General features: G+C 71.5%; 12 protein-coding genes. 9 read left to right on the forward strand and 3 right to left on the reverse strand.

The genetic code is table 11. The annotated features are described in order from the left end of the window. Positions 1 to 131: 131 nt before the first annotated feature. Complete coding sequence (locus tag ACWD4A_RS02700; RefSeq protein WP_451188438.1) at positions 132 to 1,148, forward strand: PHP domain-containing protein; 1,017 nt, start codon at positions 132 to 134, stop codon at positions 1,146 to 1,148. A 62-nt stretch (positions 1,149 to 1,210) separates the two neighbouring features. Continuing rightward, positions 1,211 to 2,164 carry a non-homologous end-joining DNA ligase gene (gene ligD, locus ACWD4A_RS02705; RefSeq protein WP_451188441.1) on the forward strand — a complete coding sequence of 318 codons (954 nt, stop codon included), beginning with the start codon at positions 1,211 to 1,213 and terminating at the stop codon, positions 2,162 to 2,164. 24 nt (positions 2,165 to 2,188) lie between these two features. Here the strand turns inward: ligD (ACWD4A_RS02705) and ligD (ACWD4A_RS02710) are convergent, their stop codons facing one another. After that, entirely contained in the window at positions 2,189 to 3,091 is a 903-nt protein-coding gene (gene ligD / locus ACWD4A_RS02710; RefSeq protein ID WP_451188444.1) for a non-homologous end-joining DNA ligase, read from the reverse strand. 41 nt (positions 3,092 to 3,132) lie between these two features. Here ligD (ACWD4A_RS02710) and ku point away from each other — a divergent pair, with 41 nt between their 5' ends. After that, the gene (gene ku, locus ACWD4A_RS02715; protein WP_451188447.1) at positions 3,133 to 4,122 is read left to right on the forward strand and encodes a non-homologous end joining protein Ku; all 990 of its coding nucleotides are present in this window, start codon (positions 3,133 to 3,135) and stop codon (positions 4,120 to 4,122) included. A 24-nt stretch (positions 4,123 to 4,146) separates the two neighbouring features. Here ku and ACWD4A_RS02720 read toward each other — a convergent pair whose 3' ends face one another. Beyond that, entirely contained in the window at positions 4,147 to 6,852 is a 2,706-nt protein-coding gene (locus tag ACWD4A_RS02720; RefSeq protein WP_451188450.1) for an ATP-binding protein, read from the reverse strand. Between the two features lie 428 nt (positions 6,853 to 7,280). On the opposite strand from ACWD4A_RS02720, the gene ACWD4A_RS02725 reads away from it, so the two are divergent. Genes ACWD4A_RS02725 through ACWD4A_RS02745 form a run of 5 tightly spaced genes read left to right on the forward strand, consistent with a single transcriptional unit; the run spans position 7,281 to position 11,630 of the window. Further along, entirely contained in the window at positions 7,281 to 8,810 is a 1,530-nt protein-coding gene (locus tag ACWD4A_RS02725) for an ATP-binding protein (RefSeq protein ID WP_451188453.1), read from the forward strand. 25 nt (positions 8,811 to 8,835) lie between these two features. Further along, positions 8,836 to 9,222 carry a roadblock/LC7 domain-containing protein gene (locus ACWD4A_RS02730; RefSeq protein ID WP_425315908.1) on the forward strand — a complete coding sequence of 129 codons (387 nt, stop codon included), beginning with the start codon at positions 8,836 to 8,838 and terminating at the stop codon, positions 9,220 to 9,222. Beyond that, positions 9,219 to 9,584: a DUF742 domain-containing protein gene (locus tag ACWD4A_RS02735; protein WP_451188456.1), complete on the forward strand. Its 366-nt coding sequence runs from the start codon at positions 9,219 to 9,221 to the stop codon at positions 9,582 to 9,584. The genes ACWD4A_RS02730 and ACWD4A_RS02735 overlap by 4 nt, the downstream gene beginning before the upstream one ends. Then, on the forward strand, positions 9,565 to 10,203 hold the full coding sequence (locus ACWD4A_RS02740; RefSeq protein WP_451188459.1) for a GTP-binding protein: 639 nt from the start codon (positions 9,565 to 9,567) through the stop codon (positions 10,201 to 10,203). Before ACWD4A_RS02735 ends, ACWD4A_RS02740 begins: the two co-directional genes overlap by 20 nt. Further along, positions 10,200 to 11,630 (forward strand): cytochrome P450, encoded by a 1,431-nt coding sequence (locus ACWD4A_RS02745; protein ID WP_451188462.1) that lies wholly within the window; start codon positions 10,200 to 10,202, stop codon positions 11,628 to 11,630. Before ACWD4A_RS02740 ends, ACWD4A_RS02745 begins: the two co-directional genes overlap by 4 nt. On the opposite strand, the gene ACWD4A_RS02750 is transcribed toward ACWD4A_RS02745, so the two are convergent. Further along, positions 11,528 to 12,703 carry a terpene synthase family protein gene (locus ACWD4A_RS02750; protein ID WP_451188465.1) on the reverse strand — a complete coding sequence of 392 codons (1,176 nt, stop codon included), beginning with the start codon at positions 12,701 to 12,703 and terminating at the stop codon, positions 11,528 to 11,530. The two genes, ACWD4A_RS02745 and ACWD4A_RS02750, sit on opposite strands and share 103 nt — an antisense overlap. Before the next feature lie 337 nt (positions 12,704 to 13,040). Here ACWD4A_RS02750 and lnt point away from each other — a divergent pair, with 337 nt between their 5' ends. Further along, a complete protein-coding gene (gene lnt / locus ACWD4A_RS02755) occupies positions 13,041 to 14,579 on the forward strand; it encodes an apolipoprotein N-acyltransferase (protein WP_451188468.1) in 1,539 nt (512 codons plus the stop codon). The last annotated feature ends 65 nt before the right edge of the window (positions 14,580 to 14,644 follow it).

A 14,644-nucleotide genomic window follows, 5' to 3' on the forward strand; every position in this document is an offset into this window, starting at 1 on the left:
CTGCCGGTGCGGCCGCTACTCGCGGGTTCCCCCGCAGGTGGACGGAGTGCGCAGCGCTTTTCGATCCCGCACCGTGGGGACCGGGAGGACCCTGAAGGACAAGCGGCCGACGAGTCGAGGCGGTGGGCGACATGGATCCCGTGGCGGCCCTGGACCGGATCGCGTTCCTGCTGGAACGGGCGCAGGCACCCACCTACCGTGTGCAGGCGTTCCGCACGGCCGCCGGGATCGTCGGGGCGCTGCCCGGGGACGAAGTGCGGCGGCGCGCGGCGAACGGCACGCTCACCGGTCTGAAGGGCATCGGCCCGAAGACGGCCGCCGTGGTCGCCGAGGCACTCGGCGGCGCCGTCCCCGGGTACCTCGCGCGGCTGGAGGAGGAGTCCGGCGGACCGCTGACCGAGGGCGGCGGGACGTTGCGGGCCCTGCTGCGCGGCGACTGCCATCTGCACTCCGACTGGTCGGACGGCGGCAGCCCGATCGAGACGATGGCCCGGACGGCCCGGGCGCTCGGGCACGAGTGGGCGGTGCTCACCGACCACTCCCCCCGGCTGACGATCGCCCGCGGCCTGTCACCCGACCGGCTGCGCGCGCAGCTCCGCGTCGTCGCCGAGGTCGACGAGCGGCTCGCCGCGGACGGCGACGGGTTCCGGCTGCTGACCGGGATCGAGTGCGACATCCTCGACGACGGCTCCCTGGACCAGGAGCCCGGTCTGCTGGCCGGGCTGGACGTGGTGGTCGCGTCGGTCCACTCCAAGCTGCGCATGGACGCCGCCGGGATGACGCGCCGCCTGGTCGCGGCGGCCGCCAACCCGCTGGTGAACGTCCTCGGGCACTGCACCGGACGGCTGCTCGGCAGCCGTCCCGAGTCCTCGTTCGACGCGGCACTGGTCTTCGCCGCCTGCGCCCGTTTCGACACCGCCGTGGAGATCAACAGCCGCCCGGAGCGCCTCGACCCGCCGCGGCGGCTGCTCCGGCAGGCGGTGGACGCGGGGGTGCTCTTCGCGATCGACAGCGACGCGCACGCGCCCGGCCAGCTGGACTGGCAGGCGTACGGGTGCGCGCGGGCGGAGGAGTGCGGGGTGCCCGCGGAGCGGGTGGTGACGACGTGGCCGCTGCGGCGGCTGCTGGACTGGACCGGCGCGCGGTGAGTCACCGCCGGCCCGCCGTTCGTCCGGAGGCGCCGCGACGCGCATCGTCCGATCATCGAGACATGGGCTCCCCCATCCCCGCGATCCAGCCGATGCTCGCCACCCCGGGCCCCCTTCCGGCCGACGGCGACGACAGCGCATGGGGCTTCGAGGTCAAGTGGGACGGCGTGCGGTGCGTGGTCAACGCCCCCGGGGACGGCGCCCTGCAACTGGTGACCCGGTCGGGAAACGACGCGACCGTGACCTATCCGGAGCTGCGTGTGCTCGGCGAGCGGTTCCGGCGCCGGACCGCCGTCCTGGACGGCGAGATAGTGGTACTCAACGCCCAGGGCCAGCCGGACTTCGGGCTGCTGCAGCGCCGCATGGGCGTGCTGAACCCGCGCCGCGCGGCGCAGCTGGCCATGGAGTACCCCGTCCACCTGATGCTGTTCGACGTCATGCACCTGGGCGGCCGGTCCCTGCTCGCCACCCCCTACCGGGAGCGCCGGGCCGTGCTGGCCGGGCTGCGGCTGGGCGGGCCGCACTGCTCGGTGCCCGCCCACATGGAGGGGAACGGGCTGCGGGCCTGGCAGGCCACCCTGAAGGGCGGCTTCGAGGGCGTCGTGGCGAAACGGCTCACGTCCGTCTACACCCCGGGTATCCGCTCACCCGAATGGCGCAAGACCAAGCACGTCAACACCATCGACATGGTCATCGGCGGCTGGGCGGAGGGCCGCGGCATGCTCACCGGGCTGCCCGGATCCGTCCTGGTCGGCGTGGCGGAACCGGCCGGACTGCGCTACACCGGCTCCGTCGGCTCCGGGCTGACCGAGCGGGAACGGCGGGACCTCGCCCGCTACCTGGACGTCGTCGCGCGCCCCGACTCGCCCTTCGTGAGCCCGGTCGACGTGCCCGGCGCGCACTGGGTCGAGCCCAAGCTCGTCGCCGAGATCACCTTCTCCGGCTGGACGCCCGCGGGACACCTCCGGCACCCCGTCTGGCACCGGCTGCGCCCGGACCTGACCCGGCTCGGCTGACCCGGCCCGGCCGACCGGCCCGGTTCACGGCAGGGCCGCGCGCGTGGCATCGCCGGTGAGCGGGGCCAGCAGGTCCCCGTAGTCCGCGACGCGGTCGAGGACCTGCTCGGGGGTGAAGGCGAGCTCGCCCGGGTCCCGGCAGCTCGCGACCTCGTCCCAGGTGACCGGCGCGGCCACCCCCGGCCGCTCCCGCAGCCGGACCGTGTACGGGGCCGCGGTGGTCTTGGCGCTCGCGTTCTGCGACCAGTCGACGAGCACCTTGCCCCGGCGCTCGATCCGGGCCATCGAGACCACCACCAGGCCCGGGTGCTCGCCCATCATCCGGGCCGCCAGCTCCTTGGCGTAGCCGGAGACGGCCCGCCCGGACGCGGGGTGCAGCGGGGCGTACAGGTGCAGCCCCTTCGAGCCGGAGACGACGGCGTGGGCGGTGAGCCCGTCGGCGTCGAGGAGTTGCCGCAGCCGCTGGGCGACCCGGCAGCAGACGACCAGGTCGGTGCCCGGCCCCGGGTCGAGGTCCAGCACGAGGCGGTCGTGCGCGTCCGGCCCGGCGGCGGCCGTCCACTGGGGGACGTGGATCTCGTACGCCCCCAGGTTCACCATGGCGATCAGCGCGGCGGCGGAGTCGACCACGACCTGCTCCGTGACCCCCTCGCGGTGCTCCACCGGCACCACCCGCACCCAGCCGGGTGCCCCGCCGGGCGGGTTCTTGGCGATCCAGGACTGGCCCTCCAGGCCCTCGGGGGCACGGACGAACGAGGCGGGCCGCCCGGCGGTGTGCGGCACCATCACGGCGGCGACCTGGGCGTAGTAGCGCAGCACTTGGGCCTTGGTGTGCCCCGAGGCGGGGAAGAGGACCCGGTCGAGGTGGGAGAGGCCGAGCCGGTGTCCCTCGATCTCCACCACCTGCCGCTCCGATGATGCGGGCATAAAGTAGGAATTCCCCTCGGAGGGAAAAAATCATGCGAACCATGTGGAAAGGTGCGATTGGCTTCGGGCTCGTCTCCGTGCCCGTCCGGCTGTACGCCGCCACCCAGGAGCACGGCGTCAAGCTGCACCAGGTCCACGACGCGGACGGCGGCCGGATCCACCTGAAGCGGGTCTGCGAGGCGTGCGGCGCGCAGGTCGGCTACGAGCACATCGCCAAGGGCTTCGAGGACGACGAGGGGCGCACCGCCGTCGTCACCCAGGACGAGCTGACCGGGCTGCCGCTGCCCAGCAAGAAGCTCATCGACGTACTGGCCTTCGTCGACTCGGCCCGGATCGACCCGCTCCAGCTGTCGAACTCCTACTACCTGGCGCCGGAGAGCGCGGCGGCGAACAAGCCGTACGTCCTGCTGCGGGAGACCCTCAAACAGACCGACCGGGTCGCCGTCACCAAGATCGCCCTGCGCACCCGGGAGTCGCTGGCGCTGCTCCGCGTCCATGAAGAGCTGCTGACCCTGCACACCATGTACTGGCCCGACGAGATCCGCGACAGCGCGGGCCTGGCCCCGCCCGCCTCGGTGACCGTACGGCCGCAGGAACTGAAGATGGCCACCAGCCTGATGGACACCCTGTCCGAGGACTTCGATCTCGAAGCACTGGAGGACGAATACGAGATCGCGCTGGGCGAACTCATCTCCGCCCATCTGGCCGACAAGCCGGTGCCTTCGGAAAAGGCCACCGCCCCGGCGCCCGACAATGTCATCGACCTGATGGCCGCATTGCAGGCGTCCATTGACTCCGCCGCCAAGAAGCCCGCCGAGGAAAGCGCGAGAAGCCGGTCGGCCGGGAAATCGACCCGGATCCCGGCGAAGAAATCCACCCCGCGGAAGCGTGCGGCCACCAAGAAGGCGGCGCCCTCCGCCGCCTCTTCCCGGAGCGGGAAGAGCACGGCCGAGAGCACCGCCTCCGAGAACTCCACCACCGGGGGAGCGAAAAAGACCACGGCGAGGAAATCGGGCCGCCGCGCGTCCTGACGCGCGGCGGGCCTCACCGCACGGTCATCGGCTGTCGGCCTCCGCCTCCTCGCTGAGCAGGGCGGCGAGTTCGGCACGCGCCTTCTCGACCAGGCCGTCGGCGCAGCACTTCTCGGCCAGCGTCAGGCCCTCGCGGAGCCTGTCCTCCGCCTCGACGACGCGACCCACTCGGCGCAGCGCCGTCCCGTGGTCCACCAGACCGGCCGCGAACTCGTACTTGCAGGGCGACCTGCGCAGCTGGTGCACGGCCTGGTCGAGCTTCGACACCGCCTCCTCCGGGTCGGACACGGAGGCCGCCCGGCGCAGCGCCTCGCCGACAGCCGTGTCGGTGCCGAACCGTGCCGCGTTCTGCACGGCCTGATCGGTGAGGGACTTCGCGCGCTCCGGCTCGTCGGGGGCGACGGCCGCGGCCAGGTCGAACGCCCAGGGCGCCCAGAGAGTGTTGTTCCTGCCGCGCTCATCCAGCTTGCGGCCCGCGAGCTCCAGTTCGGCGACGGCCTCCTTGGTGCGCCCCCGGAGGAGCAGCAGCCGACCGGCGAGGCAGGCGGCGTCCGGGAGGACGATCGCCGGCGAGTAGGGGGCGCGGAATCCGTTCTCCTCGGCGACGGCCTGGGCACCTTCCACATCGCCACGGGCCAGCAGGGTGTCGATCAGCAGGCAGGTGCCGTCCCAGTTGATGGGCAGGTCGGGAGCGAGTCGACTGGTCAGTTTCAGCCCCTCGCGGACCAGCCTCTCGGCGTGGTCCAGATCCCCGCGGCGCCGGTGGACCAGACCGAGGAAGTGATGGGCGAAGGCGAGGTGGGCACCGCGCCAGCCGGACACCTCGAAGTCCCGCAAGGCCCCCTTGAACAGCTCTTCGGCCTGGTCGAGCCGGTCGGTGTAGGCATAGACGATGCCGATCAGGCTGGGGATCTCGAAGCCCCACTCGGAGTTCGTCCAGTCCAGGCCCTTGGGCAGGTAGCCGTCCACCAGGGTGCGGTCCGCCAGCTCGACGACGCGCACGGCGTCCTCGCCGCGGACCAGGCCGTCGAAGGCGCGGATCGCGAGCAGGGCGCGCTCGGAGTTGTTCCGCCCCTGGAGGTGATCGGCGAGCTCGGCGATCCGCCGGGACCTGCCGGGGGTGTCCTCCTCATTGACCTGGATGCCCAGCCACAGGTAGTGCGCTGCCTGGAGCCGCATCCGGCCCGGCCCCGGCGGCGTGCGCTCGGCCGCCGCCAGGACCACGTCCGCGGCTTCCCTGAGCTGGTTGTTGTGGGCGTAGACCTGGGAGAGCCGGTAGGTGGCGTCGACCCGCAGCTCGTCGGTGAGATGCGGCAGGGCGAGCGCCGTCTTCAGGTGGTTGACCGTGGTCGGCGGCGAGGTGAGCAGCGTGGCACAGCCCAGCTCGTACAGCAGCGAGGCCCGCTCCTCCTCGGGCGGGGGCTCCTGCAGCGCCCGCTCCAGACAGCGGCGGGCCGCGTCCGGAGCACCGACGGCGAGGTGCTCGCGGGCCGCCACCCGCAGCTGCGCGACCAGCTCGGCGTCGTCGTCGGGATGGACCTCCAGCAGATGGCGGGAGGCCACGGCCGCGCCGTGCCCGGCCTCGGTCACCGCCCAGGCGGCCTGTCCGTGCATGGCGGTACGGGTGGCCGCCGGGATCGCCCGGTAGAAGGCGGTGCCGATCAGCGGGTGGACGAACTCCAGATTGGCGGAGCCCTTGAGGATACGGGCCTTGCGCAGCTTGTCCGCGCACTCGTGGGCCTGCGCGGGGCCCATCGCGGCGAGGCCCGCGGCCATCGTCGGCGAGATCTCGGTGCCGAGGACGGCCGCGGCGTAGGCGAACCGGAGGACCGCGGAACCGAGCTGCTCGACGACGGACACCAGACCGCTGCCGCGGGTCTCCGCACCCATGTCGCGCAGGAGGGCGGCGGATTCCTCGATCGGCTTCAGTTTGCGGTCGCGGGTCTTGGCGATCAGCTCGACGGCGTCGTAGGGGTTGCCGCCGGTGACCGCCCAGACCTCTCGGCAGAAGGGGGCGTCGGCCTTGTCGCCGTAGGCCCCGTGCACCAGCTTGCGGACGGACTCGGGCGTCAGCGCCCGCAGCTCGACGGGCCGTTCGGCGCGCCCGGCGACCAGTTCGCGGAACGCCGGTGTGTGGTCCGGCAGTTCGTCGGGGCGGTAGGCGAGGATGCCGAGCATCGGCAGCTCGCGCAGCCGTACGGCGAAGGCGGTCAGCCAGGAGAGCGACTCCGCGTCGACCCAGTGGGCGTCGTCGACGACGAGGACCACCGGCCCCTTGTGCTTGGCGAGTTGGGTGACCAGCCAGTCGAGACCGTCACGGACACCCTGCGGGTCCTGCTGCCCGACCGGAGGGGTGATGCCGAGCGCGGGACCGACGATTTCGTGCCAGCTGTCGAGGAGTTCCTTGCGCTCCGCCGAGGTCATCGCGGCGAGAGTCGGCTGGAACAACTGCCGCACCACATGGAACGGGACGGACTGCGCGGACTCGCTGCCGCGCGCGAAGAGCACGGTGCACCGGCAGCTCTCCGCGGCGTACCGCCGGATCTCGCCGAGCAATGCCGTTTTGCCGAGGCCCGCTTCGCCGCTGTAGAGCAGCAGGCCGCCGAGCTGGGTCCTCCCTTCTGGTACGTGCCCGCACAAGCGGCGCACGGCCCGTTCCGCTGTCTCGAGCTCGAGCTCACGCTCGAACAGGGCGGCGGATGCGTTCTGTTCACGCTGAGGCCCTGACATGGCGATGTCTCCCCGGAGGATGTGGTGGGGTGAGCCTAACCCCGCCCGCCGGGCCAGGTGCAGCGTTCCGCGGACGCACCACCCGGGAGCGTGACCTTCACGCCTGGCCTGGACCGGGCCGAAACACGCCGTCCGAAAAGCATCGAACTCCCATTCAAGAAATTCGCAAGTTCATTCGGGATTTATGCCGCGGGGCATTATGAGGGCATTCGAATTCCCTCGTCAGCCCAATCAGCGAATATGACAACTTCACGCCGTAGCGGCGCGCGACAGGCTACGCTCCATGTCGCGCAACGGGTCGTGACGACCACGGCACGCTGCGGACAAGTGCTGTGCTGCCGCCGTTTTCCAGGTGTGCCGTTTCCAGGTGCATCGAGAACGCCGCGCCCCGGCACCCGCGCCTTATCCCAACAGTTCCGAGGATCCCGATGGTTGGTACCGGTTCGTCTGCTCGACGGCGGCCCGCATCCGCTCTGATATGGCTGATCTCCCCCCTGGTGCTGGCGGTATGCACGGGCACGGCGATTTTCGCCGTCGCCCCGGCGGCCCGCGCGCCGGTGGCCTGGTGCGGATCCTCTGCCACCGTGGCCGTGGCGCTGGCCGCCTCCGAGGCCGCCCGGCGGGGACGGGTGATCGCCGCGCTGCGCCGGCGCTGCGCCGAGCAGGAGGCCGCGCTCCGCCACCGGCTCGACGAACACGAGGCGGAAACACGGCGGTTGGCCAGGGAACTGCTGCCCAAGGCGATCGAGCTGCTCCAGCGGGGCGAGCCGACCGAGACCGTCCTGCGGCACACCCTCCCGGCCCACGACCTCGAACCGGGCTACGCGGCCGCGCACCGCTCGGTACTGAAGTCCGTCATCGAAGCGGTGCAGGCGGAGGAGGGGCTGCGCGACTCCGCCCAGCGCGCCTTCGTGAACATCGCCCGCCGGGTGCAGGCCATCGTCCACCAACAGGCCTACGACATCAGGGAGATGGAGCACAAGCACGGCAACGACCCGGACGTCTTCGGCGACCTCCTCCACCTCGACCACGGCAACGCCCTGACCGGCAGGCTCGCGGACAGCATCGCGGTGCTGGGCGGCTCCCGCCCCGGCCGCCAGTGGAAGAACGAGATCCCCCTCTACAACGTGCTGCGCGGCGCCATGTCGCGCATCCTGGAGTACCGGCGGGTCGACCTGCACTCGGTGGCGGACGTCGCCGTGGTCGGGGCCGCCGTCGAGCCCGTGATCCACGCCCTGGCGGAGCTGCTGGACAACGCCACCCGCTACTCGCCCCCGCAGACCCGGGTGCACCTCACCGCCGTGGACATCCAGTCCGGCATCGCGGTCGAGATCGAGGACGCGGGCGTCGGCCTGACCGACGAGGCCCGCCGCCGGACCGACCGGGTGCTGAACCGGGAGGGCGCGCTGGACCTGGACGACCTCGGCGAGGCGCCGCGGCTGGGCCTGGCGGTCGTCAGCCGGCTCGCCCGCGACTACGACTTCCGCGTGTCGCTCCGGCCCTCCGCGTACGGCGGGGTGCGCGCGGTGCTGGTCATCCCCATGGACCTGATCACCGCGAGCAAGCACCCCGGCGGCGACATCGCGCGCGCCCCCAAGCTGCCGCCGTTCAAGTCCAGGCGGCGGCCCGGCCAGAAGATCCCCGCACCCGGCCCCGAGGCTCCGCCGCCGATGATGGAGCACCTCGTCCCGCCGCCGCTCGGCGACAGCGGCCTGCCGCAGCGCCGACGGCGGCGCGGGCCCGCGCCGCTCCCCTTCGGCCGGGCGGCGGCCGCCCAGCGGGAGCGCGAGCGCGAGCGGGCGGAGACCACGAGGCAGGCACGGCAGACCGGCCCGGAGGAGCCCCCCAAGCAGCCCGGCATGTGGCTCGGTGCCTTCACCAGAGGCATCAACGGGGAGCCCTCGGAGCGGAGCGCCGCCCGGCCGGACAGTGATATCCCGTCAGACAAGGAAGAGTAGCCAAGTGACGCAGCCGCGGTTCAACATGGACTGGATGCTCAAGGACCTGGCAACCAGTGTTCCGCAGACCCGCCACGTGATCGTGCTGTCCTCGGACGGCCTGCGCATGGCCCAGCACGGCACCGATCCGGATGCCGCGGACCGGCTGGCCGCCGCCTGTGCCGGACTGCAGAGCCTCTCGACGGCGATCGCCGCCGAATTCCCGCACGGGGACGGGCAGATGCGCCTGGTCGTGATCGAGGTCGACGGCGGTTTCTTCTATCTGATGGCCGCCGGGGCCGGGGCGTTCCTGGCGGTGCTGGCCGATGACGACGTCGACGCCGAGCTGATGGGCATGCGGATGCGGGACCTGGTGGCCCGGATCGGCTCGCACCTCACCAGCCCGCCGCGGGTCAGCGGGTCCGTGACATGAGCGAGGCCGGACCCGACCCCGCGACGGCGCCAGGCAGTCCGGACCGGCTGTACATCCTCACTGGCGGTCAGGCACGCGCGGAGAAGAAGGCGGAGCTCGACCTGGTGACACTGATCGTGTCCCGGACCGAGACGGACCCCGGGCTCCAGCCCGAGCACGCCGCCATTGTCAGGATGTGCGACTACCCCCTGTCCGTCGCCGAGATATCGGCCTATCTGGAGCTGCCCGTCAGCACGTTGACGCTCCTGCTCACGGAGCTGCTGACGGGCAACCAGGTGGAGGCCCGGCCGCCGGTGCCGGCGGCGGCGCTGCCCGACGTCCAACTTCTGGAGGCGGTGATGAATGGACTGCAAAGGCTCTGACCTCCGTGGCCCCGACACCCATGCGGGGCCACGGAGCGAGGACGTCCTCCCGGCGTCGGCCACCGCGGCCGTCAAGGTGGTCATCGTCGGCGGGTTCGGCGTCGGCAAGACCACCTTGGTGGGCGCGGTCAGCGAGATCCGGCCGCTGACCACCGAGGAGACGATGACCCAGGCCGGGGTGGGCGTCGACGACCTCGCCGGGATCGAGCACAAGACCGAGACCACCGTGGCCATGGACTTCGGCCGGATCAGCATCAACGAGCACCTGGTGCTGTATCTGTTCGGCACCCCCGGCCAGGAGCGCTTCTGGTTCCTGTGGAACGGCCTCTTCGAAGGCGCCCTCGGCGCGGTGGTGCTTCTCGACACCCGCCGCCTGGAGGTCAGTTACGACGTGATCGGACGGCTGGAGGAGCGCGGTGTGCCCTTCGTCGTCGGCGTCAACCGGTTCCCCGAAGCCCCCACCTACCCCATGGCGCAACTGCGGGCGGCCATGGACCTCGACGACTCCGTCCCCATGGTCGAGTGCGACGCCCGGGACCGGGCCTCGTGCCGCGACACCCTGCTGGCCCTCATGCAGTACCTCTACACCCTCACGACCGTCTCCCCGGAGCCCCAGTGAACCTCCCCCCAGAACACTCCCGCGCCGACTCCCGGGTCGCGTCGCCTCCCCCCCAGTGCCCGGCGGCCCACGGGCCCGGCGGTATCACACGGCTGTACGGGCAGGAGGCGGAGAGCAACCCCATGGGGCTGTACGAGCGGCTCCGCCGGGAGCACGGCCAGGTGGCGCCCGTACTGCTGCACGGCGACCTCCCCGCCTGGCTGGTCCTCGGCTACCGCGAGAACCTCGAGGTGGCCCGTACGCCGTCCCGGTTCTCCCGTGACTCCCGGCTCTGGCGCGAGGCGCGCGAAGGCCGGCTGACGCCCACTCACCCACTGGCGCCGATCGCCACCTGGCAGGCGGTCTGCGTCTTCGCCGACGGCCAGCAGCACGAGCGCTGGCGCGGGGCGGTGAACGACAGCATCGCCCGTTTCGACAAGCGGGGGATCCGGCGGCACGTCACCCGCTTCTCCAACGAGCTGGTGGACCGCTTCTGCGCGTCCGGCCGGGCCGACCTCGTCCATCAGTTCGCCGAGCAGCTGCCGATGATGGCGATGACCCAGCTGCTCGGCATGCCGGAGGCGTACGGCCCCCAGCTGGTCAATGCCGCCCGGGACATGATCAAGGGGTCCGCGACGGCGGTCGAGAGCAACGCGTATGTGCAGGAGACCCTCCGCAAGCTGGTGGCGCGCAAGCATGTGGAGCCGGGCGCCGACTTCACCAGCTGGCTGCTGGAGCACCCCGCCGGACTCACGGACGACGAGGTGCAGCAGCATCTTCGGCTGGTGCTGATCGCGGCGTACGAGACCACCGCGAACCTCATCGCGAACACCCTGAAGATGGTGCTCACCGACGTCCGTTTCCGGGCCTCGCTCGCGGGCGGCCATATGACGCTGCCGGACGCCGTCGAGCAAGTGCTGTGGGACGAGCCGCCGTTCATCACCATCCTGGGCCGCTGGGCGACGCAGGACACCGAGCTCGCCGGGCAGCACATCAAGGAGGGGGACGCCCTGGTGCTGGGGCTGGCGGCCGCCAACATGGACACGGTGGTCCGCCCCGATCCGGACATCCCCATTCACGGCAACCGCTCGCACCTGGCCTTCAGCGGGGGCCAGCACGAGTGTCCGGGCCAGGACGTCGGCCGGGCGATCGCGGACACGGGCATCGACGCCCTGCTCCTGCGACTGCCCGACCTCACGATGGCGGTGGAGGAGTCCGAGCTGAAGTACTCCTCCGCCCTGATGTCACGTCATCTTCTGGCCCTTCCGGCGAAGTTCACGCCTCATCAGCCGCCGCTGCCGGAGGCTGCCGCGGAACCCGGTCCGGCCGAGCCGGACCGGGTCGCTCAGCCGGCGCAGCCGGTGGCCACACCTGCTCCCCCGGCCCATGCCCCGGCACCCCGGCGGGCGTGGTGGCGGTCGCTCCGGGCCTGGCTGCGGCGCGGATAGGGGCTGTTCTCCAGCTGGTCCCACCACCAGGCGATGGAGGGGACGGGCAGCGGTGCCAGGCTGTCGTCCGATGGTGTCGACTTCCACCATTGGGCGACGGCCGCGCCGTACGGGTCGGCGTAACGGGCGCACGCCGAGGCCCAGTCGAGGTGCCCCCGGACGAAGTGCCCGAGCGCCACCAGATAGCAGCGCAGCTCCACTCCGGCCCGGGTCCACAGCTGTTCGCGTAACCGCAGGAAGAGGGTCATGACGCGGTCCCGCATCGCCACGGCCTCCTCCTGGGCGCGGGCGGGCTCGCAGTCCCGCTCCTGGGCGAGCACGTCGATCAGGTTGAGGTTGTCACCCGCCCGCTGGATCTCCTTGTTCCGTGAGTAGAAGTCGTTGTCCCAGGCCACGAGGGTCCAGGTCATCTCGGTGAGGGCCCGGACCTCGGGCCGGTCCAGGTCGTGGTCGTGGAGCTCGTAGCCCCCCGCGATGTCCATCAGCGCCGTGGACGGTGCCATGCCGATGGCGCGCATCCACATCGCGGAGTAGTCGTTGACGGAGGGCAGCCCACGGTCCCGGCGACAGGCCGCCTCCCACACCAGGCCGGACAGGTAGGTGCGCATGCCTTCCACCCAGTGCCGCAGCTGGCGCGGCGTGGCGTGTTGAACGAGCTCCAGGCGGATGGCGCGCAGTGCCGACGCGTGGGGCGTGTCATCCGGCCACTCCGGGGTGGGGGCCTCCAGGACCCGCATGATCCGCGAGGTCGCATGGGCCAGGCCGTGGGCGGTCGCGCCCGACTCGTCGCAGACGGCGTCGTCGAGCGAGAACAGCACGGAGTGCAATTTCGCCACCAGGGCCAGCGGGTCCGCCTGGCCGTAGGGCATGGTCCTGGCGGTCAGCCCGCCGAAGTCGCACCCGACGAGACGTTGCCGTTGATGGGGCGAGGTATCAAGCTCCTGTTCGAGCATCCACTCCACCGAGGCCTCGTCGATCTCCCGGATGCGAGGGTGCACGGCCGGCGGTATCGGGCAGTAGAAGGGCACGACCTCCAAGGGTTGGACCGTCATCCGCTCTCGTACGCCTGTCATGCCGCCTCCCCAGGCCGACTCACAACGTTCCTGTCCACTTTTGCGCGGTTACCTGCCCAGGGTGGACCGTGGATAACCCGTGGCGCATATCCGCTCACACCTTTCCAGCGCGGGACGCAAGGTTCGGGTTGGATCGTTTTCGATCGAATCAAGCCAAAAGCATTTTCCAGATGGGTAGGAACGGTTGAATATTGCACGCCGTTGTCAGGGTTTTTTCCTCGAAGGGCTTTGCTGTTCGAGGATCCTGGGGATGGCCGGATCTCGCTCACACATAGGGCGGATGAATGATCGACGATCACCGATGCCGGTGGACCACCGAGCCGCCAGGAGGTACGGCATGGCGATGACACCACCCGCCGGGCGGAGCGCCGCCCTCCTCTCCCGGCCGTGGCCGCGTGCCGCCGTGACGGTCCTGGTGGGCGCCCTGCCGGCGCTGGCTTTCCCGGCACCCGCGTGGTGGTGGCTTGCCTATGTGGCCCTTGTGCCGTGGCTGGCGCTGCTCCGGTCGGCCACGAGCGCGCGCCGGGCGGCCCTCGACGGCTGGCTCGGCGGCGCGGGCTTCCTCCTCGCCGTCCATCACTGGCTGCTACCGAGCCTCCATATCTTCATTCTTGTGCTGGCTGGGCTGCTGGGGGTGTTGTGGGCCCCGTGGGGCCTGCTGGTTCACCGGTTGTTGGGCGGCTCACCTGGGCCGGGACGGGCACTGGCGGCCCTCGTCCTCGTACCGTCCGGCTGGTTGATGGTCGAACTTGCCCGTTCCTGGGAGTATTTGGGAGGCCCCTGGGGGGTGTTCGGGGCGAGCCAATGGCAGGTCGCACCCGCCCTGAAGGTCGTTTCGGTGGGCGGGATCTGGCTGGTTAGTTTCCTCCTGGTGGCTCTCAACACCTCCGTCACCTTGCTGATCCGGGCTCCTCATACGCGCGTGGCCGGGGTCGTCGGGGTGCTGGTGTGCGCGGTGACGGTCGCCTCGGTGTGGCTGTGGGCCCCGGTGCCGGGGAGCGCGGGCACCGCGCGGGTCGCGGTCGTCCAGCCGGGTGTGGTCCCCGGCCCGGAGCGGCGCTTCGACCGCGAGGAGGAACTCACCCGGCAACTCACCGGGCAGCGCCCCGATTTGGTGGTGTGGGGGGAGAGCAGCGTGGGCCAGGACCTGGACCTGCGGGCCGACCTGCGCAAGCGGCTGGCGGCGCTGTCCCGTTCGGTCGGCGCGGACCTGCTGGTGAACGTGGACGCACGGCGCTCGGACCGCCCCGGCATCTTCAAGAGCTCCGTGCTCATCGGACCTGACGGACCGACAGGCGATCGCTACGACAAGATGCGGCTGGTGCCCTTCGGGGAGTACGTGCCCGCGCGGTCGGTCCTCGGCTGGGCGACGTCGGTGGGCAAGGCGGCGGGCGAGGACCGCATGCGGGGCGACCGCCAAGTGGTGATGGGGGTGCCCACCCGGCAGGGCATCCTGCGGATCGGCCCGCTGGTCTGTTTCGAGACGGCGTTCCCCGACATGAGCCGCCAACTCGCCCGCGACGGCGCCGCCCTGCTCGTCGCCCAGTCCTCGACCTCCACCTTCCAGCACAGCTGGGCACCGGAGCAGCACGCGTCACTGGCCTCGCTCCGGGCCGCGGAGACATGGCGGCCGATGGTGCACGCGACGCTGACGGGCATCAGCACTGCGGCAGACGCCCGGGGCCGGCGGCTCGGCTCCCGGCTGGGGACGGGGAGCAGCGCGGCGGTCGTCTACGACGTCCCGCTGGCGCGGGGGACGAGTCCTTATGTGCGCATGGGGGACTGGATTGTGCTGTGTGCTGTGGGGATGTTGGTGCTGTACGTCACGACGGAGGGGGTGGCGGCGGTGCGCCGCCGCCACCGCCACCGCCCGTAGGGGGCGGGCTCCCAAAGCGGCTGCGCCGCTTGTCCTCAAACGCCGGACGGGCTGAATTTTCAAGA

Source organism: Streptomyces sp. NPDC002537 (assembly GCF_053594975.1).

Excerpts from the sequence above, each read along its gene's own strand:
- ku (WP_451188447.1), top strand. The coding sequence starts at position 3,133 with ATGTGGAAAGGTGCGATTGGCTTCGGGCTCGTCTCCGTGCCCGTCCGG.
- ACWD4A_RS02735 (WP_451188456.1), top strand. The coding sequence starts at position 9,219 with ATGAGCGAGGCCGGACCCGACCCCGCGACGGCGCCAGGCAGTCCGGAC.
- ACWD4A_RS02700 (WP_451188438.1), top strand. The coding sequence starts at position 132 with ATGGATCCCGTGGCGGCCCTGGACCGGATCGCGTTCCTGCTGGAACGG.
- ACWD4A_RS02720 (WP_451188450.1), bottom strand. The coding sequence starts at position 6,852 with ATGTCAGGGCCTCAGCGTGAACAGAACGCATCCGCCGCCCTGTTCGAG.
- ACWD4A_RS02725 (WP_451188453.1), top strand. The coding sequence starts at position 7,281 with ATGGTTGGTACCGGTTCGTCTGCTCGACGGCGGCCCGCATCCGCTCTG.
- ACWD4A_RS02730 (WP_425315908.1), top strand. The coding sequence starts at position 8,836 with ATGGACTGGATGCTCAAGGACCTGGCAACCAGTGTTCCGCAGACCCGC.
- ACWD4A_RS02750 (WP_451188465.1), bottom strand. The coding sequence starts at position 12,703 with ATGACAGGCGTACGAGAGCGGATGACGGTCCAACCCTTGGAGGTCGTG.
- ACWD4A_RS02740 (WP_451188459.1), top strand. The coding sequence starts at position 9,565 with ATGGACTGCAAAGGCTCTGACCTCCGTGGCCCCGACACCCATGCGGGG.
- lnt (WP_451188468.1), top strand. The coding sequence starts at position 13,041 with ATGGCGATGACACCACCCGCCGGGCGGAGCGCCGCCCTCCTCTCCCGG.
- ligD (WP_451188441.1), top strand. The coding sequence starts at position 1,211 with ATGGGCTCCCCCATCCCCGCGATCCAGCCGATGCTCGCCACCCCGGGC.
- ligD (WP_451188444.1), bottom strand. The coding sequence starts at position 3,091 with ATGCCCGCATCATCGGAGCGGCAGGTGGTGGAGATCGAGGGACACCGG.